Here is a 21584-nt window from a genome sequence, read left to right as displayed (position 1 = left end):
CCAGATCATAGGGCGTGTCTTGTCATTGAAAAACCGTATGATATGATATTTCAATCATATCATATTTAAATGGCTGGCCATGAAAGCGCTCGATCTCGAAGCCGTCCAGGCCTTCGTGCTGGTGGCGGACCTCAAAAGTTTCACCCGCGCCGCGGAAGCGATGGACACCACTCAGTCCGCGGTCAGCCTGAAGATCAAGCGCCTGGAAAGCGGCCTCGGTCGCCGGCTGGTGGAGCGCACGCCGCGGCTGGTGCGGCTCTCGGCCGAAGGCAGTGCGTTCCTCGGGGCGGCGCGCAACCTTGTCGCCGCGCATGAGAACGCGATGGGTTCGTTCGCGGTCGAACGGCGCCGGCTGATTGTCGGCATCAGCCATCACATTGTCGGCGGCGAGCTGCCGCTGCTGTTGCGCCGGATGAATGCGTTCGATCCCTCGCTGGTGCTGGAGGTGCGCATCGCTGCCTCGCGCGACGTGCTGGCGGAATTCGACACCGGTGTGCTCGATGCCGCCATCGTGCTGCGCCATGACAACAAAGGCCGTGGCGGCGAGGTGCTGTTCAAGGAGCCCTTCGGCTGGATCTCCGCACCGGATTTTGTCCATCCCGCGGGCGAGCCGCTGCGCATCGCGACCCAGGCTGAGCCGTGCAGCGTGCGCGCCATGGCGGTGAAGGCGCTCAACGATGCGAAAGTGCCGTGGACTGAAGTGTTTGTCGGCGGCGGTCTCGCCACCATCGGTGCTGCGGTTTCCGCCGGTCTTGCGGTTGCCGCGCTCGCACGGCGGGTGGCGCCACCCGGCACCGTCGACGTCGGCCCGCGCCTCGGCCTGCCAAAGCTGCCGTCGCGCGAAGTGATGCTCTATGCCACCACGTCGGACCGCCACGCGCGCACGACGCTGCGGCTGCTCGCGGCGACATTCAAGTCGATGGCGGGGTGAGGGGAGCGGTTCCCGTTGGGCCGCGTCAGGCGCTTCGCCGCGCCGCCCTCATCCCTATCCCGCCGAAGCCAGTAGCGCGTCGCGCTCAGCGGCTGGCATCGCTTGCACGCGACGTCGGGCGATCAGGCGCATGGCGGCAAACCCTGCGACGAACATCACCACTTTGCTGACGATGCCGAAAATCGGCATCACCACGGCCCAGGTCGTCACGCTGCTGCTCAGAGCGACAATGCCATTGACCGCGGCGGAGACGAACATCAGTCCGGCCCAGCAGAAGCCCACCACGACGGCAACGTCGGGCACCACCGTCTTGGCGATGGCGGGCAGATAGCGGTTCATCCAGCCCGGCTTGAGCATCACGATCCCGACGATCGCGTAGATCACGCTGGGCTTGAACAGTACGAAACGCGGATCGTTGGTGAGCAATGTTGCCGCACCCGCGGACACCACCAGGAACAGGCTCAGCCATTCCATGGTGTCGATCGGCTTGCGGCGGATCAGCTGGATCGCGATCTGCGCGAGGCCGAACCCGACGCCGAGGCCGACCGCAAGCGCAGTGTTGTTCGTCAGGAGAAACACGACCAGAAACAGGATGGTCGACGCCAGGTCGAGGGCCAGCAATTGGGCCGCCTTGAGGAAATTTTTCATCGGTGAACTCCCCAGCCGTTCAGAGTTCGCGCCCCAGGCGCTTTTCGACCTGTCGTTTTTCCCATGCGCCGTTCAGGAACGGGATCTTGTCGAAGGTCTGAAGTCCGTGCAGGGCGAGCCCAATGCCCCAGCCCAGCGCCGGCCAGATCACCCAGAGACGGTGCGGATAGATCAGGAGGTTGACGACCGTCAGGACCCCCATCACCAGGGCATACTGGGCAATGTGCATATAAAAGCCTTTGATCTTGCGGACATGTGCAAGGGCCAGGGCCTCCTCGGCACTGACGTCGTTGGCGCCGACATGGTTGGCGCTGATCTGGGATTCTGCGGTGGCTGGCATTTGCGGCTCCCTCAAGGTGGCGAAGTCGATTTCGAAAACCGATGCAAGGGCCTTCAGCGATTCGGCGCTGGCCGCCTGGCCGCGTTCGATCCGCTGAATGGTCCGGACGCTCAACCCGGTCAGCTCGGCCAGCTGTTCTTGCGACCAGCCGCGCCGGACCCTGAGCTTCTGCACCAGCATGTGAGTTTCATCCGTCATCGAAGGGACCCTAAGGCAGGGAAAGGGGCGGACACCACGTCAGCACCCCGCCATTGTCCCGACTTTCGGGCGACAGCGGCGGTGTCGGGTCGATCATAACCTCAGATTCGGGGCGCGGGGCGGCCCCTTCGGCTCCCGGTTAACCGGGCAACGGATCGGAGGGCCATTATGTCGCGGCTTCGGGCCGGGGCTCACCCACTGAAACAGGCCGCAATCCAACGTGTGTTGGCCGGCGCGCTGCCGCGCCGCATGCTCCACCCATCTGATTCCGGGGTGCAAGCCATGGACGACCGATCCCGCCGCATGCCGAGCGCAGAAGACATCGCCGCGATCAATGCGGCGCATTTTCCTAAAACCCCGCTCAAGCCGGCCGACCTGCTGTTCGTGTTCGGCACCCGGGAGGGCGTGGCGCAGCGGGTCGCGGCCGCCTGCCGGCTCTGGCAGGATCGCATGTTCCGTTTCGCCATTGTCAGCGGCGGGGTGACGCCCGGCGGCGATGCCTCCGAGTGTGCTGTCATAAAGTCCGCCATGGTCGCGCTCGGCGTGCCGGCGGACGTGATCCTGGAAGAACACCGGGCCACCAACACCGGCGAGAATGTTTTCTTCTCCCTGCCGGTGATCGATGCGCGCCTGGGCCGCGCCAATATCCGCAGCGTGATTTGCCTCGGCAACGCCTGGACCTCGCGCCGCTATCCCATGACGCTGCACCGGTACTGGCCGGAGGTGGACAAGATGCTGGTCACGGTCAACAGCTTCGCCACCCCGCTGGAGCTCTGGCACACCGATCCGGCCCTGCGCGCCCTGGTGCTGGCGGAATGGGACAAGATCGCGCCGTACAAGGCGAAGGGGTTTATCGCGGAGTGGCCGGTGTGAGCGTCAGTTATCTGTAGCCCGGATGAGCGCGTCAGCGCGATATCCGGGGCGCGCCGTCCCGGGTGTCGCTTCGCTCATTAGGCTACGGATCTTAATACGTCGCCCGCCCGCCCGAAATGTCGAACACCGCACCCGTGGTGAACGCGCACTCCTCCGACGCCATCCAGGCCACCATCGCCGCCAGTTCTTCCACCAGCACAAAACGTCCGCGTGGAATCTTCGACAGCATGAAGTCGATGTGCTGCTGGGTCATCTGGTCGAATATCGCGGTGCGCGCTGCGGCCGGTGTCACGGCGTTGACCGCGATCTGGGTGTTGGCCAGTTCCTTGCCCAGCGACTTGGTCAGCGCGATCACGCCGGCTTTCGAGGCCGAGTAGTGCGCGGCGTTGGGATTGCCTTCCTTGCCGGCGACCGAGGAGATGTTGATGATCCGCCCGTAGTTCTGCTTGATCATGGTCGGCACGATGGCCTTGCAGCAGATGAAGGGGCCGTCGAGGTTAATGCGCATCACCTTGCGCCATTCGTCGTAGTCGGTTTCCCAGACCGTGCGATTGACGCCGGCGATGCCCGCATTGTTGACGAGGATGTCGATGCCGCCGAGTGCGGCGAGGGTCTTGTCCCGCGCCGCCTCCACGGCCGCCAGATCCGCCGCGTCGACCTTGAACGTCGTCACCGCGGTGCCGATCTCCTTGGCGGTCTTGTCCATCAGCGCCTGGTCCACATCCCAGATCGCAACCTTGGCGCCGGAGGCGACAAACCGCTCGGTGATGGCGCGGCCAAACCCCTGCGCGCCGCCGGTGACGACGGCGCAGCGCCCCTTCAGATCGATCTCGTTCATGCTGGCTCCTTTGCTCGCGTCGCGGGTCGACGTCATAGCGTTTTCGAGCGAAGTGGATACCGGTTCGCGTGAAGAAAACGCGTCAAAATAAGAATCTAGAGTTTCCGTTCCGATTCTATCGGAACGGAAACTCTAGAGCATGTACCCGCCGTCGACCACGAGGTCGACGCCGGTGGTGAACGCGCTCTCATCACTTCCGAGATAAATCGCCATGGCCGCGATTTCTTCCGCGGTGCCGAGACGGCCCATCTTCTGGCGGCTGACGAATTTTTCGCGGCCATCGGGACCCGCGGCGGCGGCGCGCTCCAGCATCGAAGGCGTTTCCACGGTGCCGGGGCAGATGCTGTTGCAGCGGATGCCCTGGGTGATGAAGTCTGATGCAACCGAGCGCGTCAGCAGCGAGACGGCCGCCTTGGAGGCGCTGTAGACGTAACGGTTGGCCGGGGGCCGCAACGCCGCGCAGGACGAGATGTTGACAATGCTGCCGCCGCCGCCCGCCAGCATCTCCGGCAGGAAGGCCCTGATGGTCCGGTGCATCGACTTGACGTTGAGGTCGAACGAGAAGTCAAAATCCTCCTCCGAGCAGTCCAGGATGGTGCCGTGATGCACGAAGCCGGCCGCATTGAGCAGGATGTCGATCTTGCCGACACGCTTGGCGAAGGCATTGACCTCGGCGGTGTTGCGCACGTCCAGCCGCGTGGTCTCAGCGATGCCGTCCTTGCCCAGGGTCGCGATGCCAGCTTCATTGATGTCGGTGGCAATCACGGTAGCCCCTTCGCGCGCGAAGGCGATGGCGCAGGCGCGCCCGATGCCCGCAGCCGCAGCGGTGACAACGGCGCGTTTGCCTTTCAGTCGGTCAGTCATGATGTCCTCATGGGTGTTTCTGCATTGGCGCAGTGTCGAGAATGTCACTCCTCATGGTGAGGAGGCGCGCAGCGCCGTCTCGAACCATGTGGCCTCATCCTTCGAGACGCAGGCTGCGCCTGCTCCTCAGGATGAGGGGAAATGTCCGTAGCCCGGATGAGCGCGTGAGCGCGACATCCGGGGCAGATCCCGGGTGTCGCTTCGCTCACCCGGGCTACATGATCGTCAATGATTATCGCGCGCCACGCCCACCGTGCCGGCGATGTTCTGGTACCGTGTCGCAAGCTCCATGCAGGCGCCGGTCGATTGCTGGCCGACGGTGTTGCGATAGAGCTCCTGCCACGGGGTCTGGTTTGCCGGATAGCCGAAGCCGCCTTTGGCCTTCAGCGCGGCTTTTCGCTCCGCGAGCTCTTCATCGCTGATCAGGATGTTGGCTTCGCCCTTGTTGAGGTCGATGCGGACGCGGTCGCCGGTCTTGAGCAGCGCCAGTCCGCCGTCGGCCGCGGCCTCCGGCGAGGCGTTGAGGATCGAGGGCGATCCGGAGGTGCCGGACTGCCGGCCGTCTCCGATGCAGGGCAGGGCGTGGATGCCGCGTTTGATCAGTGCCGCCGGCGGCTGCATGTTCACGACTTCGGCGCCGCCGGGATAGCCGATCGGGCCGACGCCGCGCACGAACAGCATGCAGTGTTCGTCAATGTTCAGTTCGGGATCGTCGATCCGATGATGATAGTCTTCCGGCCCCTCGAACACGATGGCCCGGCCATTGAAGGCGTTCGGGCTTTTCGGGTCGGACAGATAACGATCGCGGAACTCCTTGGAGATCACGCTGGTCTTCATGATTGCGGAATCGAACAGATTGCCGTGCAGGACGATAAAGCCAGCGTCCTTGACCATCGGCTTGTCGTAACTCCAGATCACGTCGCCGTCGACCTTGGCGGCGTCCCGGCAGTTGTCGCCCATGGTGCGGCCGTTGACGGTGATGGCGTCTTCGTGGATGCGCTTGTGCTGCATCAGTTCGCGCACCACGGTCGGGACGCCGCCGGCGCGGTGGTACTCCTCGCCGAGGTAGAAGCCGGCCGGTTGCAGGTTGACCAGCAGCGGCACGTCGTGGCCGACGCTCTGCCAGTCCTCGATCTTCAGTTCCACACCAATATGGCGTGCCAGTGCATTGATATGGATCGGCGCGTTGGTCGAGCCGCCGATCGCGGAGTTGACCACGATGGCATTTTCGAACGCCTTGCGGGTGAGGATGTCGGAGGGTTTCAGGTCTTCCCAGACCATGTCGACAATCCGCTTGCCGGTTTCATAGGCAATCTGGCCGCGCTCGCGGTAGGGCGCCGGTATAGCGGCGCAGCCCGGCAGCGACATGCCGAGCGCTTCCGCCAGCGAATTCATGGTCGAGGCCGTGCCCATGGTGTTGCAGTGGCCGACGGAGGGAGCCGACGACGCCACGATCTGCATGAACTCTTCATAGTCGATCTCGCCGGCGGCGAGTTTTTCGCGCGATTTCCACACCACGGTGCCCGAACCGGTGCGTTCGCCGTTGAACCAGCCGTTCAGCATGGGTCCGCCGGACAGCACGATCGCCGGCAGGTTGACGGTGGCCGCCGCCATCAGGCAGGCCGGCGTCGTCTTGTCGCAACCGGTGGTCAGAACCACGCCATCGAGTGGATAGCCGAACAGGATTTCGACCAGGCCGAGATACGCCAGGTTGCGATCGAGGGCTGCGGTTGGCCGCTTGCCGGTTTCCTGGATCGGGTGCGTGGGGAATTCCATCGCGATGCCGCCGGCCTCGCGAATGCCTTCGCGGACACGATGTGCGAGTTCGAGATGATGCCGGTTGCACGGTGAGAGATCGTTTCCGGTCTGCGCGATGCCGATGATCGGCTTGCCGGACTGCAGCTCTTCGCGGGTCAGCCCATAATTCAGGTAGCGCTCGAGATAGAGCGCGGTCATGCCGGGATTGGACGGGTCGTTGAACCAGCGCCTGGAGCGGAGATGGGGTCGTTCTGAGGCAGTTTCCGGCTTCTTCATTGTTTCTCCCGCAGTGCACACTGGTGTGATCGTCTAGAATTCACGTCACCGTTTTGGCGTGATGTCCAACGCCCGGCGCCGCCGCCCGTCATGATACATTTTTTTCGGCGTGTTCCTCGATCGGTTGGCGGCATTATCTTTGCCGCCGATACGTCGAGAACGATCCATCGTGCGATCATTTCGGGCTATTGCATGCAATGTACGAGCATGGTTAGGTGACGGCAAGTCAAGACTGGGAACAGCAGCACGATGACGGATGCATGACCCGACATCTGGGTTGCTGCGAACGTCGGCAGCGACCGAGAATGTTTCGACGGAGTATGGTGCGGCTGCATCGACGAAACAATCACAAGCAATCACAAGCAAAAAATGCATGGTGACGGCCCCTGCGGTCAGGTCAATTTTTCAGCAGCGTCGGCAATGGGGCGGCACGAACATGGCTCGACGGGAATGTGAAATGTCGAGTATGAAATACCCGAGTATAATCCGCGCACAGAGATGAACCGCTAACAAACAATAAGAAAAAGCGAGGGTAGCCGTTGCTATACCCGCTCAGCTCATTCAGGAGGGACTGCATGGCATCGGTACAAATTCACGACGTACGTAAATCGTTTGCCGGATTCGAGGTTCTGCACGGGGTGTCGATCCCGATCGAGGACGGCGAATTCGTCGTTCTGGTCGGCCCGTCCGGCTGCGGCAAGTCGACCTTGCTGCGGATGCTGGCGGGGCTGGAGAACATCACGTCGGGAACCATCTCGATCGGCGACCGGGTCGTGAACAATGTGCACCCGAAAGAGCGGGACATCGCCATGGTGTTCCAGAACTATGCGCTCTATCCGCACATGACCGTGTCCGACAACATGGCGTTCTCCATGAAGCTGCGCGGCGCGCCGAAGTCGGAAATCGAGACCCGCGTCAGCAAGGCGGCCGACATTCTCGGCTTGAAGCCTTTGCTCGACCGCTATCCCCGGCAATTGTCCGGCGGTCAGCGCCAGCGCGTGGCCATGGGCCGCGCCATCGTGCGCGATCCGCAGGTGTTCCTGTTCGACGAGCCGCTGTCGAACCTCGACGCCAAGCTGCGTGTCGCCATGCGCACCGAGATCAAGGAACTGCACCAGCGGCTGAAGACCACCACGGTGTACGTCACCCATGACCAGATCGAGGCCATGACCATGGCCGACAAGATCGTGGTGATGCACGACGGCGTCATCGAGCAGATGGGCGCGCCGCTCGACCTTTATGATCGCCCGGCCAACCAGTTCGTTGCCGGCTTCATCGGATCGCCGGCGATGAATTTCATCGAAGGCAAGGTGGTGGCGTCGGGGTCGCCACATGTCGAGACCGCGAACGGCACCAAGCTGCCGCTGGCGAACGTGCCCGCCAATTCGGATGGCAAGCCGGTGGTTTATGGTGTTCGTCCCGAGCATCTCGAACTGGCCGACGACGGTGTGCTGGCCGAGGTGGTGGTGGTCGAGCCGACCGGGTCGGAAACCCAGGTCGTCGCCCGTGTCGGCAATCAGGACATCATCTCGGTGTTCCGCGAGCGCCAGACCGTTCGCCCCGGCGAGAACATCCGGTTGCGGCCGCGCACCAGCGCCGTGCACCTGTTCGACAAGGAAACCGGCAAGCGCCTGTAAGAGCGCTTTCTCGGCAAGATTAAGAGGAGTTTCGTCGTACCGAGGATTGCGGCGAAGCTCGACGAGACAAAAGACGACACGAACAAAACCAAAAAACCAACGGTCCGACGTGAAGCAGCCGGCACATCACAAGCCGGCGCAAAAAGGAGGAATGAGGATGACTGACTTCAATCCGAGCAGACGTTCACTGCTGCAGGGTGGCGTTGCCGCCGCCGCAGGTATTTCCGCGATGTCTGCCGACCAGCTGTTCGGCTTTGCCAAGGCGTGGGCGCAGGCCTCGCAGTGGAAGCCGGAAGCGGGTGCGAAAATCAATCTGCTGCGCTGGAAGCGTTTCGTCGAAGCCGAAGACCAGGCGTTCATGGCCATGGTGCAGGCGTTCACCAAGGCGACCGGCGTCGAAGTCAGCGTCTCCAACGAATCCTATGACGACATCCAGCCCAAAGCCTCGGTCGCCGCCAACACCGGCCAGGGCCTCGACATGGTCTGGGGTCTCTATTCGCTGCCGCATTTGTTTCCCGAGAAGTGCCTCGACATGGCCGACGTCGCCGCTTATCTCGGCGGCAAGTATGGCGGCTGGGCACCTTCGGCGGAGGCTTATGCCAAGGTCGGCAACAAATGGCTCGGCATTCCGGTGGCGACCACCGGTGCGCTGCTGAACTATCGCATCTCGGCCTGCGAAAAAGCGGGCTTCAAGGAATTCCCGAAGGACACCGCGGGCTTCCTCGAACTCTGCAAGGCGCTGAAGAAGAACAACACCCCATCCGGCATGGCGATGGGACACGCGTCAGGTGACGCCAATGGCTGGCTGCACTGGGCGTTGTGGTCGCACGGCGGCTATCTGGTCGACAAGGACGACAAGGTCATCATCAACTCGCCGGAAACCGCCAAGTCGCTGGAGTACATCAAGGCGCTGTACGAGACATTCATTCCCGGCACCGCGTCCTGGAACGACAGTTCCAACAACAAGGCGTTCCTGGCCGGCGAACTGTACTGCACCAACAACGGCATCTCGATCTATGTCACTGCGAAGAAAGAGAACAAGGCGATCGCGGACGACATGAATCACTCCTACATGCCGATCGGTCCGGTCGGCAAGCCGACCGAACTGCATCTGTCGTTCCCGATCCTGACCTTCTCGTTCACCAAGGTCCCGCAGGCGTGCAAGGCGTTCGCCGCCTTCATGCAGGAGGCCGATCAGTTCAATCCCTGGATCGGGGCCGCGCAGGGCTACCTCTCGCCGTTCCTCGCGGCCTATGATGCCAATCCGATCTGGACCTCGGATCCCAAGGTGACGCCGTACCGCGACGTCGCCAAACGCACGCTGACGCCGGCTGGCGTCGGCAAGCTGGGCGAAAAGGCCGCGGCTGCGATCGCGGACTTCATCGTGGTGGACATGTACGCCAACTACTGCACCGGTCGCGAAGATCTGAAGGGATCGATCGCGAATGCGGAGCGGCAGGCAAAACGAATCTATCGCTCGTAAGTCAAACACCAGTCTCGGCGCAGCTCTGTTTTTGCGCCGAGACTTCGTCTTCCGCCCGGCGTGACGCCGGGGCCGGTTCTGACATTCGGAGCAGTCGCTGATATGGCCGTTTTGGAAGCCTCCTCGGGGTCGCGCCAGCAGCCGTCAAGTCTGACGCTGGCCTGGCAACAACTTCGGTCCAACCGCAACTGGCTGGCCTTCTGGTTCATGCTGCCGGCGGCGGCATTCCTGATTCTGTTTCTCGCCTATCCGCTCGGTCTCGGCCTGTGGCTGAGCCTGACCGATGCACGGATCGGGCGTGTCGGCGAGTTCGTCGGCCTGGAGAATTACCAGTGGCTGTCCGACGACAGCGTGTTCTGGCTCTCGGTGTTCAACACGCTGCTCTATACGATCATCGCCAGCATCATCAAATTCGCGGTCGGGCTGTATCTGGCGCTGCTGCTGAACCGGCACATGCCGTTCAAGGCGCTGATCCGCGCGGCGGTGTTGATTCCCTTCATCGTGCCGACCGTGCTCTCGGCCATCGCGTTCTGGTGGATCTATGATGCGCAGTTCTCGATCATTTCCTGGTCGCTGCGGAAAATGCATCTGATCACCGAGAACATCAATTTTCTCGGCGACGGTAACATGGCGCGCGGCAGCGTGATTTTCGCCAATATCTGGCGCGGCGTGCCGTTTGTGGCGATCACGCTGCTGGCCGGCCTGCAGACGGTGTCGCCGTCGCTGTACGAGGCGGCGACGCTGGACGGCGCTACGCCCTGGCAGCGCTTCCGCTACATCACCTATCCGCTGCTGACCCCGATCATCGCCGTGGTGATGACGTTCTCGGTGCTGTTCACCTTCACCGACTTCCAGCTGATCTGGGCGATGACCCGCGGTGGTCCGGTCAACGCCACGCATCTGATGGCGACCTTGAGTTATCAGCGCGCGATCCTGAGCGGCCGTCTCGGCGAAGGCGCCGCGATCGCCACCGCAATGATCCCGTTTCTGCTGGCGGCGATCACACTGTCCTGGTTCGGGTTGCAGCAGCGCAAATGGCAGCAGGGTGGAACCAAAAATGACTGACACCGCTGCCGGCCACGTGGCGTCGACCAAAGACGCCAGCGATCACACCGAGGGCATGAGTTATCTCGAGACGCTGCCGTCGCGCCTCGTCACGCTCTATATCCCGCTGTTCATCATCCTGGTGGTCCTGCTGTTCCCGTTCTACTGGATGGCGCTGACGTCGATCAAACCGGATGCCCAGCTGATCGACATGGAGACCTACAACCCGTTCTGGGTGGTGCATCCGACCCTGAAGCACATTCAGAAGCTGCTGCTGGAAACCCAGTATCCGCGCTGGCTCTGGAACACGATGTATGTCGCAACCGGCGCCACCATCCTGTCGATCGCGGCCTCGGTGCTGGCGGCCTATTCGATCGTGCGGCTGCAGTTCAAGGGCGCGCCGTTCGTGGGCGCCGCGATCTTCTTCGCCTATCTGGTGCCGCCGTCGATCCTGTTCATCCCGATGGCCACGGTGATCCAGGCCTATGGCTTGTTCGATTCGCCGATGGCGCTGATCCTGGTCTATCCGACGCTTTTAATCCCGTTCTCGACTTGGCTGTTGATGGGCTACTTCAAGACCATCCCGTTCGAACTCGAGGAATGCGCGCTGATCGACGGCGCCAGCCGCTGGCAGATCCTGGTCAAGATCATCCTGCCGCTGGCGGTGCCGGGTCTGATCTCCGCCTTCATCTTCTCGTTCACACTGTGCTGGAACGAGTTCATCTACGCGCTGACGCTGTTGTCGTCGACGCCGAACAAGACCGTGCCGGTGGCGATCGTCAACGAGTTCGTCGACGGCGATATCTATCGCTGGGGCGCACTGATGGCGGGCGCCTTCGTCGGTTCACTGCCGCTGGTGATTCTCTACGCCTTCTTCGTCGAGCACTATGTGTCGGCGATGACGGGCGCCGTGAAGGAATAGCGTGTCCGTAACGCGGCCGCGATCGGGCGTGATCCCGTGGATCATGCTTTCAACAAGACACCTGCGAAAAGGTGCATGCACTGAGTGAAACTGCCTCGGCCGATGCGGCCGAGGCGTATCCGTTTTTATGAAAATTGAATGGGAATCGCATGATCAAATGAAAACGGCATGATGCCGCCCCCAAAAGAACCAGACGGTCTTGGCCAAAAAAGGTCATGGCAAAAAAGGTCACGGGGGAATCAAAGGGAGGGTCACTATGAGCGACTTCAACAGGCGCGACGTCATTAAAGCCGGCGTTGCGGCGACGGCGTTGTTAGGCGGTAGTGGAATTGTTCCCGTGCGGGCGGCAGAGCCGACCTGGACCAATGTCCCGGAAAGCGGCGCGTCGATCCGGGTGCTGCGCTGGAAGCAGTTCATCCAGGCCGAATTCGACGAGTTCGCGGCGCAGACCAAGAAGTTCTCCGAGAAGACCGGTATCAAGGTTCGCCTCGACGCCGAAAGCTGGGACGATATCCGTCCCAAGGCCGCGGTGGCCGCCAATGTCGGCGCCGGGCCTGACCTGATCATCGGCACTCTCGATGATCCCTTCAAATTCCCCGAGAAGCTGATCGATGTCACCGATGTCGCCGAATATCTCGGCGCCAAATACGGCGGCTGGTATCCGGTCGCGGAGAAGTACGGCAAGAAGGACAAGACCTGGATCGCGATCCCGCAAGGCGCGACCGGCGGCTGCATGAATTATCGGATCAGCCATATGAAGGCGGCCGGATTCGAAAAATTCCCGACCGATCTCCCCGGCTTTCTGAAGCTCTGCCAGGGCCTGAAGAAGAACGGCACGCCACCCGGCTTTGCCTTGGGACATGCCACCGGCGATGCCAACGGCTGGTGCCAGTGGCTGCTGTGGGCGCATGGCGGCAAGGTCGTCAATGAGAAGAACGAGGTGGTCATCGAATCGCCGGAGACGCTGGCAGCCCTCGAATACGTCAAGCAACTCTACGAGACCTTCATTCCAGGCGTGCTGTCCTGGAACGACTCCAACAACAACAAGGCGTTCCTGTCCGGCGAACTCAGCCTGACCCTGAACGGCATCTCGATCTGGACCGTGGCGAAGAACTCGCCCGATCCGAAGCAGCAGGAGATCGCCAAGGACATGGACCATGCGCCGATGCCGATCGGCGTGTCGGGCAAGCCGACCGAACAGCAGAACGTCGTGGTGGCCTACGGCTACAAGCACTCGAAGTATCCCAAGGCGGTGAAGGAATATCTTTGCTTCATGTGGGACAAGGAGAACTACGACGCCTGGGAGAAAGCCTCCAACGGCTACGTGTCGCCGCCGCTGCCGGCCTACAACGACAACCCGATCTGGACCTCGGATGCCAAGATCACACCATTCCGCGACTGCATGAAGCGCTGCCAGGACAACGGCTTTGCCGGCGATCTCGGCTACGCCTCCGCCGCCGTGATGGGTGACTTCGTGGTGGTCGACATGTTTGCCGAGGCGGCCACCGGCACCCAGTCGCCGAAGGATGCGATGAAACGTGCCGCGGAGCGCGCCAAGCGTTACTATCAGGTCTGACCGGACCCAAGACAAATGGACGGCATGGCCGATGCATCGGCCATGCCGCGTTGTCCTCTTTTCTTGGGGTGGGTCATGACCGTTCTTGCCGAACCGACCGTGCGTCGGGTGCGCGAAAGCCAGCTGTCGCGCATGCTCGACGGCCGCAACACGCTGGGAGCCATGTTCATGCTTCCGGCGGCGGCGATTCTGCTGCTGTTTCTGGCTTATCCCCTGGTGCTTGGGCTCTGGCTCGGCATGACCGACACCAAGATCGGCGGAGCCGGGCGTTTCATCGGCTGGAATAATTTTTCGTCGCTGGCCAAGGACACCGTATTCTGGCTGTCGGTGTTCAACACCACGCTCTACACCGTGGTGGCCAGCATCATCAAATTCGCGCTCGGGCTCTATCTCGCGGTGCTGCTCAACGAGCGGCTGCCGTTCAAATCGATCATCCGCGCCATCGTGCTGCTGCCGTTCGTGGTGCCGACCGTGCTCTCCGCGATTGCGTTCTGGTGGATCTACGACTCGCAGTTCTCGATCGTGTCCTGGGTGCTGGTCAAGCTCGGCTTCATCCATTCGTACATCGACTTCCTCGGCGATCCCTGGAATGCGCGATGGTCGGTGATCGTGGCCAACATCTGGCGCGGAGTGCCGTTCGTGGCCATCACCCTGCTGGCCGGCCTGCAGACCATCTCGCCGTCGCTCTATGAAGCGGCGACGCTGGACGGCGCCAGCAACGCGCAGCGTTTCCGCTACATCACCCTGCCGATGCTGTCACCCATCATCGCCGTGGTGATGACGTTCTCGGTGCTGCTGACCTTCACCGACTTCCAGCTGATCTACACCATCACCCGTGGCGGCCCGATCAACGCCACCCACCTGATGGCGACGCTGTCGTTCCAGCGCGCCATCACCGGCGGCAATCTCGGGGAAGGCGCCGCCATTGCGAACGCGATGATTCCGTTCCTCGTGGTGGCGATCCTGTTCAGTTATTTCGGTCTGCAGCGCCGGAAATGGCAGCAGGGTGGGGGAGAGTGAAATGACCGCGATCGACAACGACATCGAGGGCATGGCCTATCTCGACAGGTTTCCGCGCCGGCTGCTGCGGCTCTATCTGCCGCTCGGCTTGATCCTGTTCTTCCTGCTGTTTCCATTCTACTGGATGGCCACCACCACGTTCAAACCGGACGCGGAAATGTACGACTACGAGAAGTACAATCCGTTCTGGGTGGCGCATCCCACGCTGGATCACATCAAGAAACTGTTCTTCGACACTGACTATCCGCAGTGGATGTACAACACCGTGGTGGTCTCGGTGTCGGCCACCTTCATCTCGATCTTCGCCAGCGTCTGCGCGGCCTATGCCATCGAGCGTCTGCGCTACAGGGGATCCCGTTATGTGGGTATGGCGATCTTCCTCGCCTATCTGGTGCCGCCCTCGATCCTGTTCATTCCGCTGGCGGCCATCGTGTTCAAGCTCGGTCTCTATGACGGCAATCTCGCCCTCATCCTCACCTATCCGACGTTCCTGATCCCGTTCTGCACTTGGCTGCTGATGGGTTATTTCCGCACCATTCCCTATGAGCTGGAAGAATGCGCGCTGATCGATGGCGCCAGCCGGCTGCAGATCCTGACCAAGATCACGCTGCCGCTATCGGTGCCAGGGCTGATTTCAGCGGGGATTTTTGCGTTCACGCTGTCCTGGAACGAGTTCATCTACGCCCTGACCTTCATCTCGTCGTCGGAGAACAAGACGATCCCGGTGGGCGCCATCACGGAACTGGTCAATGGCGACGTTTATCACTGGGGTGCCTTGATGGCAGCGGCCTTGACGGGGTCCATTCCCGTGGTGATCCTGTACTCTTTCTTCGTCGAGCACTATGTTTCGGCGATGACTGGCGCCGTCAAAGAGTAGAGAAATAGAGTAGAAATATGGGAAGGGGAACGGGCGCTCCCCAACAACAAAACCTCACGAAAGGGTTACGTCTTGCATATCCTGATTCTTGGAGCGGCCGGCATGGTCGGCCGCAAACTCACCGAACGCCTGCTGCGCGATGGCCGGCTCGGCAAGGACACGATTACAAAACTCACATTGCAGGACGTGGTCGCGCCGGCAAAGCCCGACACGACGATCCCGGTCGAAACCGTCACCTGCGACTTCGCGGTGCCCGGCGCCGTTGAACCGCTGGTCGCCAGCAAGCCCGACACCATCTTCCATCTGGCGGCGATCGTTTCCGGCGAGGCCGAGGCCGATTTCGACAAGGGCTATCGCATCAATCTCGACGGCACCCGCTATCTGCTCGAGGCGATCCGCGCCATCAGTGGCGGCTACAAGCCGCGGGTGGTCTTCACCTCGTCGGTCGCGGTGTTCGGCGCACCGTTCCATGAGAAGATCGACGACGAATTCTTCCTCACGCCCTTGACCAGCTATGGCACTCAGAAGGCGATCGGTGAATTGTTGCTGGCGGATTATTCGCGCCGCGGCTTCCTCGACGGCATCGGCATTCGCTTGCCGACCATCTGCGTGCGGCCGGGCAAGCCGAACAAGGCCGCCTCCGGTTTCTTCTCCAACATCCTGCGCGAGCCGCTCAGCGGCCATGAGGCGGTGCTGCCGGTCTCCGACGATGTGCGTCACTGGCACGCCTCGCCGCGCTCTGCGGTCGGCTTCCTGCTGCACGCCGGCACCATGGACCTGCAGACACTGGGTTGGCGCCGCAGCCTGAGCATGCCGGGCCTGTCCGCCACCACCGGCGAGCAGATTGCCGCGCTCGCGCGCGTCGCCGGGCCAAAAGTCGCGGCGCGTGTCCGGCGCGAACCGGATCCCACCATCATCAGCATCGTGGCGGGCTGGCCGCGTGATTTTTCCGACGAGCGGGCGCGGAAGGTGGGCTTCACGACATTCGAGAAGACTTTCGACGACATCATCCGCATCCACATCGATGATGAGCTGGGCGGCAATTTTGTTAACTAGCCCAGGCTGACATGATGAAGATCGCCTGTATCGGCGAATGCATGATCGAACTGACGCAAGCCGCGGGCGGGACTCTCGCTCGCGGCTATGGCGGCGATACGCTCAACACCGCGACCTATTGCGCCCGGCTTGGCGCCAGTGTCGATTATATCACCGCGCTTGGCGACGATGCCTGGAGCGACGAGATGGTCGCGGGCTGGCAGGCCGAGGGCATCGGCACGGACCATGTGGTGCGGATCCCCGGCAAGCTGCCCGGCCTTTATGTGATCGAAACCAGCGCGAGTGGCGAACGCCGGTTCTACTACTGGCGCGAGAGTTCGGCGGCGCGCGCGCTGCTCGATCTGCCGCAGACAGCGGCCATTCTTGCTGCGCTGTCGGATTACGATGTGATCTATCTCTCGGGGATTACGCTGTCGCTTTATGACGCCGCCGGCCGCAGCCGGTTGATGGCGGCGCTCGCGCAGGCCCGCAGGGACGGCCGTCGGGTGGCGTTCGATACCAATTTCCGGCCGCGGAGCTGGCCCGATCGCGCGCTGGCGCAACAGGTTTATCACGCCATGTTCGCCATCGCCGATATCGCGCTGGCGTCGGTGGAGGATCTCGATCTGCTGTTCGGCGAAGGCAAGGGCGAAGCGGTGGCCGATAGCCTCGAGGTTCCCGAACTGGTGCTGAAGCTGAACGAGCCGGGAAGCCGGGTCAGGGCACAAGGCTTCGATCAAATGGTTACGGCCGCGCCGGTCGATCGCGTCGTCGACACCACCGCGGCCGGCGACAGTTTTTCGGCTGCCTATCTCGCCGCACGTCTGGCCGGGGCCGATCCGGTTGCCGCCGCGACTGCGGGCCATCGGTTGGCCGGTGTCGTGGTCGGCTATCCCGGCGCCATCATTCCGCTCGCAGCGATGCCTAAAGATATTTTGCCGGCTGTCCCCCACCGTGAGACCGCACCATGACCGCTTCCTCCTCTGCCCGCCACGATACTCTGCTGCAACTGTTCCAGGCGGCGAAGGTGATCCCTGTGATCACCATCGAGCGGGTCGAGGATGCGGTGCCGCTGGCACGGGCTCTGGTGGCGGGTGGCGTGCGCACGCTGGAGATCACGCTGCGCACCGCGCCTGCCGTCGATGCCGCGAAGGCGATCATCGCGCAGGTGCCCGAGGCGATCGTCGGCATCGGCACGGTGCTGACGGCGGCCGACCTCGCGCAGTCCCGGGCGATCGGCGCGAAATTCGCGCTGAGCCCCGGCGCGACCCCAGATCTGCTGGATGCCGCATTTAACAGCGACCTGCCGTTCGTGCCGGGCATTGCCACGGCCTCCGAGTTGATGGCGGCGCTGGCGCGCGGCTTCAGTATCACCAAGTTCTTTCCTGCTCAGCAGGCCGGCGGCATCTCCGCGCTGCGCGCGCTCGGCGGCCCGTTTCCGCAGGCCCGCTTCTGCCCCACCGGCGGCATCGGCGCCGCTAATGCGGCCGAATGGCTCGCCGAGCCCAACGTGATCGCCGTCGGCGGCTCATGGCTGTGCCCGCTCGCCGATATCAAGGCCGGCAACTGGGACAAGATCACAGCACTTGCGCAAGCCGCGACCAAGTAGGCGGCTGGCAGCTACCAACTGTAGCCCGGATGAGCCAACGGGTCCGCGCGAAGCGCGGCCCGATGACAGGCTCCGCGACATCCGGGAGCTGACTGGCCATGCGGTTACCCGGATATCGCTTCGCTCATCCGGGCTACGTTCACAGCTTCACTCTTCCGGCTTCCAGTCGCGAAAATACGTCGCCTGCACGCTGGTGGCGAGCAACTGTCCATCTGGCGACCACAACTCCGCGGTCTGATCGCCGAAGCCTGCGCGGAACGCACTCGCAGTGGCGCGGCCCAGCACCCAGCCATCTGTGGACGAAATCTCGTCCGCGCCGCAATGGAAATAGGTGGTCAGCGACACCGTTCCGAACGGCACCAGCACGCCGAGCACGTGAAACACCCGGCCGAAGAACGCGTCCGACATCGATGCCAGCGAGAGATGATCGAGCGGCCGCGGGATCGCGTCGCGCAGCCACAGGATGGTTTCCGCCGACTGCGGCTCAGGTTGCGGCGTCTTGCCGAGTGCCGGCGTGCCCACGGCAAAGCGCATGTCGTATTGGTCGACCCAAGGGGTGGTGATGCCGGCGGGAAAACGCTTGATGCCGTCCGGTGGCGGCACCCGCGGCATGGTCGTTACCGCATGGGTCCAGCCGGGGCGCCGCTTGGCGAACACCGCCGTGGCAGTCGCGAGCACGTCGCCCTCTTGCTGGAACAGCTCGAGCGTCCAGTGCTGGGTGGAGCGGTTGGTCTTGGCGGCACGCGCGGTGATGTGGAATCCGCCCTCCACGATTGGCGCGCAATAATTCACCGTCAGGGCCAGCGGATCGCCGATCCGCTCGGGATGATCCAGCGCGGCGCGCAGCAGCGCCGCGGCGGTGGCGCCGCCGAACGGGCCGATGAAGGCCCAATAGCGCTTGCTGGTGTGGCCGGTCCATCGGTTCGGGCCCGACGCTGCAAGGGTGGTGGCGGCGTCAAGGGGGTGGCGCGTGTCCGCGGTCAGGTCGCTCAGTGTTTTCGTATCCATCTCGTGTCTGTGGCATCCGGTGTGCTGGATCGATGGTGCTTACTGTATCCTGGCGACGCGAGAACGAAAGTGAGCCGCCCGCATCGCTGGATTGCGGCCGCCGGCGAATACCGGCAGCCGCTGTGCTGGGATCGCTTAAGCCGCGCCCGCGGGGACCTGATCGAGAAAGCCGGTGACGTTGCGAATGCGACCGGCTTCGACAACGACGAAGTCGGTGCCCTTGATCGGATTGTCGCCGCCGCGCGGGCCGAGGCCCCACTGGAAGCGGACAAAGTCGCCATAACCATCGGGCTTGCTGATCAGCGCGAATTCGAAGTCCGGAAAGCGCTGCTGCACGGCGGCGATCATGGTGTCGATGCCGTCGGCGCCGTCGCCCGCCATCAGCGGATCGACGTAACGGGCGTCGCGTGTCCAGTTCGAAGCGAGCAGGTCGCGGCGGCGGCTGTCGTTGCGCTCGTTCCACAGCGCGATATAGCCTTCGGCGATCTTCAGGGCGGTCAAAGCGTCGGTCATGATGCTGGTTCCTTCAACAGGTTGGTCCCTTCCGGGTTTGGCCATATTGATGATCCGGAGACGCGGATCGATTACCTCGCAGGTAAGGCCCGGAGGTTTCGGCTTGCGTCAGAAAGCCGCGCGGACGCGGCCGGAAAAGATCGACACCGGACCGCGGTCGGCGTTGTAAGCGGGGTTGGTAATGAACTGATAATCGAGGGTCGCGACCGTGCCGGCGAACACGTTCATCGCGTAGTACGCCTCGAAGATTTTCTCCTGGCGATAATTGAGTTGGCCGTCGCCGATCAGGATGCCGAGACCGCCGATCGCAAGATAGTCGCGGTGATCCCTCGACAGCGCGTTGATCGCACCGGCAATGCCGATGGTGTCGGTGGGGCGTCCCCACGATGCGCCCTTGATCGAGAGACCGCCGGACAGCGACGCGTCGATGTCGGTGAAGGCCGCGATCTCGCTCTTGCCGTTGTTCCAGCTCCAGCGGCCGAACAGGCCGATGGTGTCGGTCAGCGATTGTTCAAGCCCGAGTACGTAGCCGTATTTGATGCGCCCTTCGCGTGTCGCGACCAATGCGTCGGTCGGATCGAGCCCGGGCATCGCCGCGGTAAGATCGATCGCGCCGCGATAGTTGCCGGCGAAAGAGTTGTTCAGCCAGCCGGTGATGCGGAATTTGCCCGGTTGCGAGAACAGCGTGTAGCGCGTCTCCATCTCGGTGAGATAGGCGCCGCGGCGAAATACGGCGCCGTCGAAATTGTTGGAGTTCGATTCATTGCCGGTGAGGAAGTAACCGGCGCGCAGCGCCCATTGTTTCTGGTTGAATTCGGCGACGGCGCCATAAGTCAGCCCGACCTTGTCGGCCGGATAATCGAACGCGCCCGCGGCCCAGATCGACCAGTTGAGAAAGTCGACGCGGGCGTCCTGCGCATAGGCGTTGTTGTCGAACACGTCATGCACGGCGAACTTGCCGACCTGGATGGTCAGCCGCGAGATGTCGCGCTTGCCGGACATCTGGCCGTAGTCGCTGTTGATCGTCTCCTGTTCGCCGCCGAAGCCGAAGGTCTGGCGCAGGAACAGGCGCGAGGTGTTGTAGTGCGGATAGAGGAAATCCGACTTCTGCGCTTCACCGTTCGGGAAGCCGCCAAGGCCCGTGGTGTCGCTGAGGCCGAAGCCCTGCAATAGTTCCGGGTTGTAATAGAGCTCCGCGCCATCCCACAGGCCGAAGGTGAGAAACAGGCTGGTGCTCCAGGTCTGCTTGGTCTGGGCGCTGTCGTGCAGGCTGTTGGGTCCGTAATAAAGCGAGCGGAATGACGGATAGGCCTGCTGGATGTAGGTGGTCTGGCCGTGGATTTCCCAATTGCTGTTGTCCGGGGCGGTGATCGGGCGGCCGTCCCAGGCGGCGGTGACATCGGACCAGTCGAGCTTGCGGTTGAGCCCGAGCCTGAGGGCGGAAAAATTCATGGCGGAGGCATAGGAACTGCCGGGGCTGAACTCGGTGCGCCACTGCCCGAAATGCGCGTGGAGATATTCAAGGCGCGCGCTCCAGTCGCGTGCGAAGCCGTATTCGATGCCGGCGCCGGCGGCCCAGCCGGTGCGCATCAGGCCTTTGGTCAGTTCGTCGTCGGTGCTCAGTGAGCTGCGGGTGACCTGGCTGCTCGAGAGCGCAAGGCCGCCGGTGCCATAGACCATCCAGTTGCCGGTGACGTAGCCGAGCCGCCCGCGCAGGGTGGCGATGTAGTCGACCTGCTCGGTGAAGCTGTTTTGCGCAGTTGCGCCGGACCACACCGCGCCGTTGGAAAGAAAGTAGTTCGGCAGCATGGCGTCGGCTTCGATGCCGAGCAGCAGGCGCGACGGCAGCACGTAATTATAGCCGACCTGCACGCCGCCGATCTGGCCGCCAAAGCCGTGACGTCCGCCGACCTGATCCGGATCGCGCACCGTGGCATCGCCGCGGCCGAAGCCGTAGCCCGCGTGGCCGCCGAGATAAACGCCGCTCCAGTCATAGGCTGCTGTCCAAAGCGGCGCCTTCAGCGGCAGTGTGATATCGGCGGCCCGGCCGGATCTCGGCATCAGCGCCGGAATCATCAAGGCCAGCCCACCCAGCAGTTTCGGCCATCCGGTCGAACGTCCCATTGCGGCCCCA

21 protein-coding genes are annotated in these 21584 nt (G+C 62.8%); 12 read left to right on the top strand and 9 right to left on the bottom strand.

Annotated features, from left to right (window positions below; all coding sequences use genetic code 11):
* The first annotated feature begins 79 nt into the window (after window positions 1-79).
* On the top strand, window positions 80-931 hold the full coding sequence (locus RS897_RS07480) for a LysR family transcriptional regulator (RefSeq protein ID WP_315835949.1): 852 nt from the start codon (window positions 80-82) through the stop codon (window positions 929-931).
* Between the two features lie 54 nt (window positions 932-985).
* Here the strand turns inward: RS897_RS07480 and RS897_RS07475 are convergent, their stop codons facing one another.
* Both RS897_RS07475 and RS897_RS07470 read right to left on the bottom strand, forming a co-directional pair.
* Window positions 986-1579 carry a septation protein IspZ gene (locus RS897_RS07475; RefSeq protein ID WP_315835948.1) on the bottom strand — a complete coding sequence of 198 codons (594 nt, stop codon included), beginning with the start codon at window positions 1577-1579 and terminating at the stop codon, window positions 986-988.
* Window positions 1580-1598: 19 nt separating this feature from the next.
* Window positions 1599-2117 (bottom strand): 2TM domain-containing protein, encoded by a 519-nt coding sequence (locus RS897_RS07470; RefSeq protein WP_315835947.1) that lies wholly within the window; start codon window positions 2115-2117, stop codon window positions 1599-1601.
* A gap of 282 nt (window positions 2118-2399) precedes the next feature.
* Here RS897_RS07470 and RS897_RS07465 point away from each other — a divergent pair, with 282 nt between their 5' ends.
* Window positions 2400-2990 (top strand): YdcF family protein, encoded by a 591-nt coding sequence (locus RS897_RS07465; protein ID WP_315835946.1) that lies wholly within the window; start codon window positions 2400-2402, stop codon window positions 2988-2990.
* A gap of 91 nt (window positions 2991-3081) precedes the next feature.
* Here RS897_RS07465 and RS897_RS07460 read toward each other — a convergent pair whose 3' ends face one another.
* The 4 genes from RS897_RS07460 to RS897_RS07445 form a co-directional block, all read right to left on the bottom strand.
* Complete coding sequence (locus RS897_RS07460) at window positions 3082-3828, bottom strand: SDR family NAD(P)-dependent oxidoreductase (protein WP_315835945.1); 747 nt, start codon at window positions 3826-3828, stop codon at window positions 3082-3084.
* A 132-nt stretch (window positions 3829-3960) separates the two neighbouring features.
* Window positions 3961-4692 carry an SDR family oxidoreductase gene (locus RS897_RS07455; RefSeq protein WP_315835944.1) on the bottom strand — a complete coding sequence of 244 codons (732 nt, stop codon included), beginning with the start codon at window positions 4690-4692 and terminating at the stop codon, window positions 3961-3963.
* 225 nt (window positions 4693-4917) lie between these two features.
* Entirely contained in the window at window positions 4918-6726 is a 1809-nt protein-coding gene (locus RS897_RS07450) for an IlvD/Edd family dehydratase (protein ID WP_315835943.1), read from the bottom strand.
* A gap of 45 nt (window positions 6727-6771) precedes the next feature.
* Entirely contained in the window at window positions 6772-7101 is a 330-nt protein-coding gene (locus RS897_RS07445; protein ID WP_315835942.1) for a hypothetical protein, read from the bottom strand.
* Window positions 7102-7301: 200 nt separating this feature from the next.
* Here RS897_RS07445 and RS897_RS07440 point away from each other — a divergent pair, with 200 nt between their 5' ends.
* From RS897_RS07440 to eda, 10 genes are all read left to right on the top strand, one after another.
* Window positions 7302-8363, top strand: a complete 1062-nt coding sequence (locus RS897_RS07440; RefSeq protein WP_315835941.1) for an ABC transporter ATP-binding protein — start codon at window positions 7302-7304, stop codon at window positions 8361-8363.
* Between the two features lie 157 nt (window positions 8364-8520).
* Window positions 8521-9846 carry an ABC transporter substrate-binding protein gene (locus RS897_RS07435; protein WP_315835940.1) on the top strand — a complete coding sequence of 442 codons (1326 nt, stop codon included), beginning with the start codon at window positions 8521-8523 and terminating at the stop codon, window positions 9844-9846.
* A gap of 102 nt (window positions 9847-9948) precedes the next feature.
* On the top strand, window positions 9949-10911 hold the full coding sequence (locus RS897_RS07430; protein WP_315835939.1) for a carbohydrate ABC transporter permease: 963 nt from the start codon (window positions 9949-9951) through the stop codon (window positions 10909-10911).
* Complete coding sequence (locus tag RS897_RS07425; RefSeq protein ID WP_315835938.1) at window positions 10904-11812, top strand: carbohydrate ABC transporter permease; 909 nt, start codon at window positions 10904-10906, stop codon at window positions 11810-11812. The genes RS897_RS07430 and RS897_RS07425 overlap by 8 nt, the downstream gene beginning before the upstream one ends.
* Window positions 11813-12068: 256 nt before the next feature.
* The gene (locus RS897_RS07420; RefSeq protein WP_315835937.1) at window positions 12069-13388 is read left to right on the top strand and encodes an ABC transporter substrate-binding protein; all 1320 of its coding nucleotides are present in this window, start codon (window positions 12069-12071) and stop codon (window positions 13386-13388) included.
* A 75-nt stretch (window positions 13389-13463) separates the two neighbouring features.
* Window positions 13464-14408, top strand: a complete 945-nt coding sequence (locus RS897_RS07415) for a carbohydrate ABC transporter permease (RefSeq protein WP_315835936.1) — start codon at window positions 13464-13466, stop codon at window positions 14406-14408.
* A 1-nt stretch (window position 14409) separates the two neighbouring features.
* A complete protein-coding gene (locus RS897_RS07410) occupies window positions 14410-15285 on the top strand; it encodes a carbohydrate ABC transporter permease (protein ID WP_315835935.1) in 876 nt (291 codons plus the stop codon).
* Window positions 15286-15357: 72 nt separating this feature from the next.
* A complete protein-coding gene (gene denD, locus RS897_RS07405; RefSeq protein WP_315835934.1) occupies window positions 15358-16341 on the top strand; it encodes a D-erythronate dehydrogenase in 984 nt (327 codons plus the stop codon).
* A gap of 11 nt (window positions 16342-16352) precedes the next feature.
* On the top strand, window positions 16353-17291 hold the full coding sequence (locus RS897_RS07400) for a sugar kinase (RefSeq protein WP_315835933.1): 939 nt from the start codon (window positions 16353-16355) through the stop codon (window positions 17289-17291).
* Window positions 17288-17929 (top strand): bifunctional 4-hydroxy-2-oxoglutarate aldolase/2-dehydro-3-deoxy-phosphogluconate aldolase, encoded by a 642-nt coding sequence (gene eda, locus RS897_RS07395; RefSeq protein WP_315835932.1) that lies wholly within the window; start codon window positions 17288-17290, stop codon window positions 17927-17929. The genes RS897_RS07400 and eda overlap by 4 nt, the downstream gene beginning before the upstream one ends.
* Window positions 17930-18076: 147 nt before the next feature.
* Here the strand turns inward: eda and RS897_RS07390 are convergent, their stop codons facing one another.
* The 3 genes from RS897_RS07390 to RS897_RS07380 all read right to left on the bottom strand — a co-directional run bounded on the left by RS897_RS07390 (window position 18077) and on the right by RS897_RS07380 (window position 21574).
* Window positions 18077-18937, bottom strand: a complete 861-nt coding sequence (locus RS897_RS07390) for an acyl-CoA thioesterase (protein ID WP_315835931.1) — start codon at window positions 18935-18937, stop codon at window positions 18077-18079.
* Between the two features lie 135 nt (window positions 18938-19072).
* Entirely contained in the window at window positions 19073-19450 is a 378-nt protein-coding gene (locus tag RS897_RS07385; RefSeq protein WP_315835930.1) for a nuclear transport factor 2 family protein, read from the bottom strand.
* Between the two features lie 108 nt (window positions 19451-19558).
* On the bottom strand, window positions 19559-21574 hold the full coding sequence (locus RS897_RS07380; protein WP_315835929.1) for a carbohydrate porin: 2016 nt from the start codon (window positions 21572-21574) through the stop codon (window positions 19559-19561).
* Window positions 21575-21584 lie beyond the last annotated feature (10 nt).

Origin of the sequence: Bradyrhizobium prioriisuperbiae, assembly GCF_032397745.1 — a bacterium.
GTDB classification, from domain to species: Bacteria; Pseudomonadota; Alphaproteobacteria; order Rhizobiales; family Xanthobacteraceae; genus Bradyrhizobium_A; species Bradyrhizobium_A prioriisuperbiae.
This window is presented reverse-complemented; position numbering and strand designations above follow the sequence as displayed.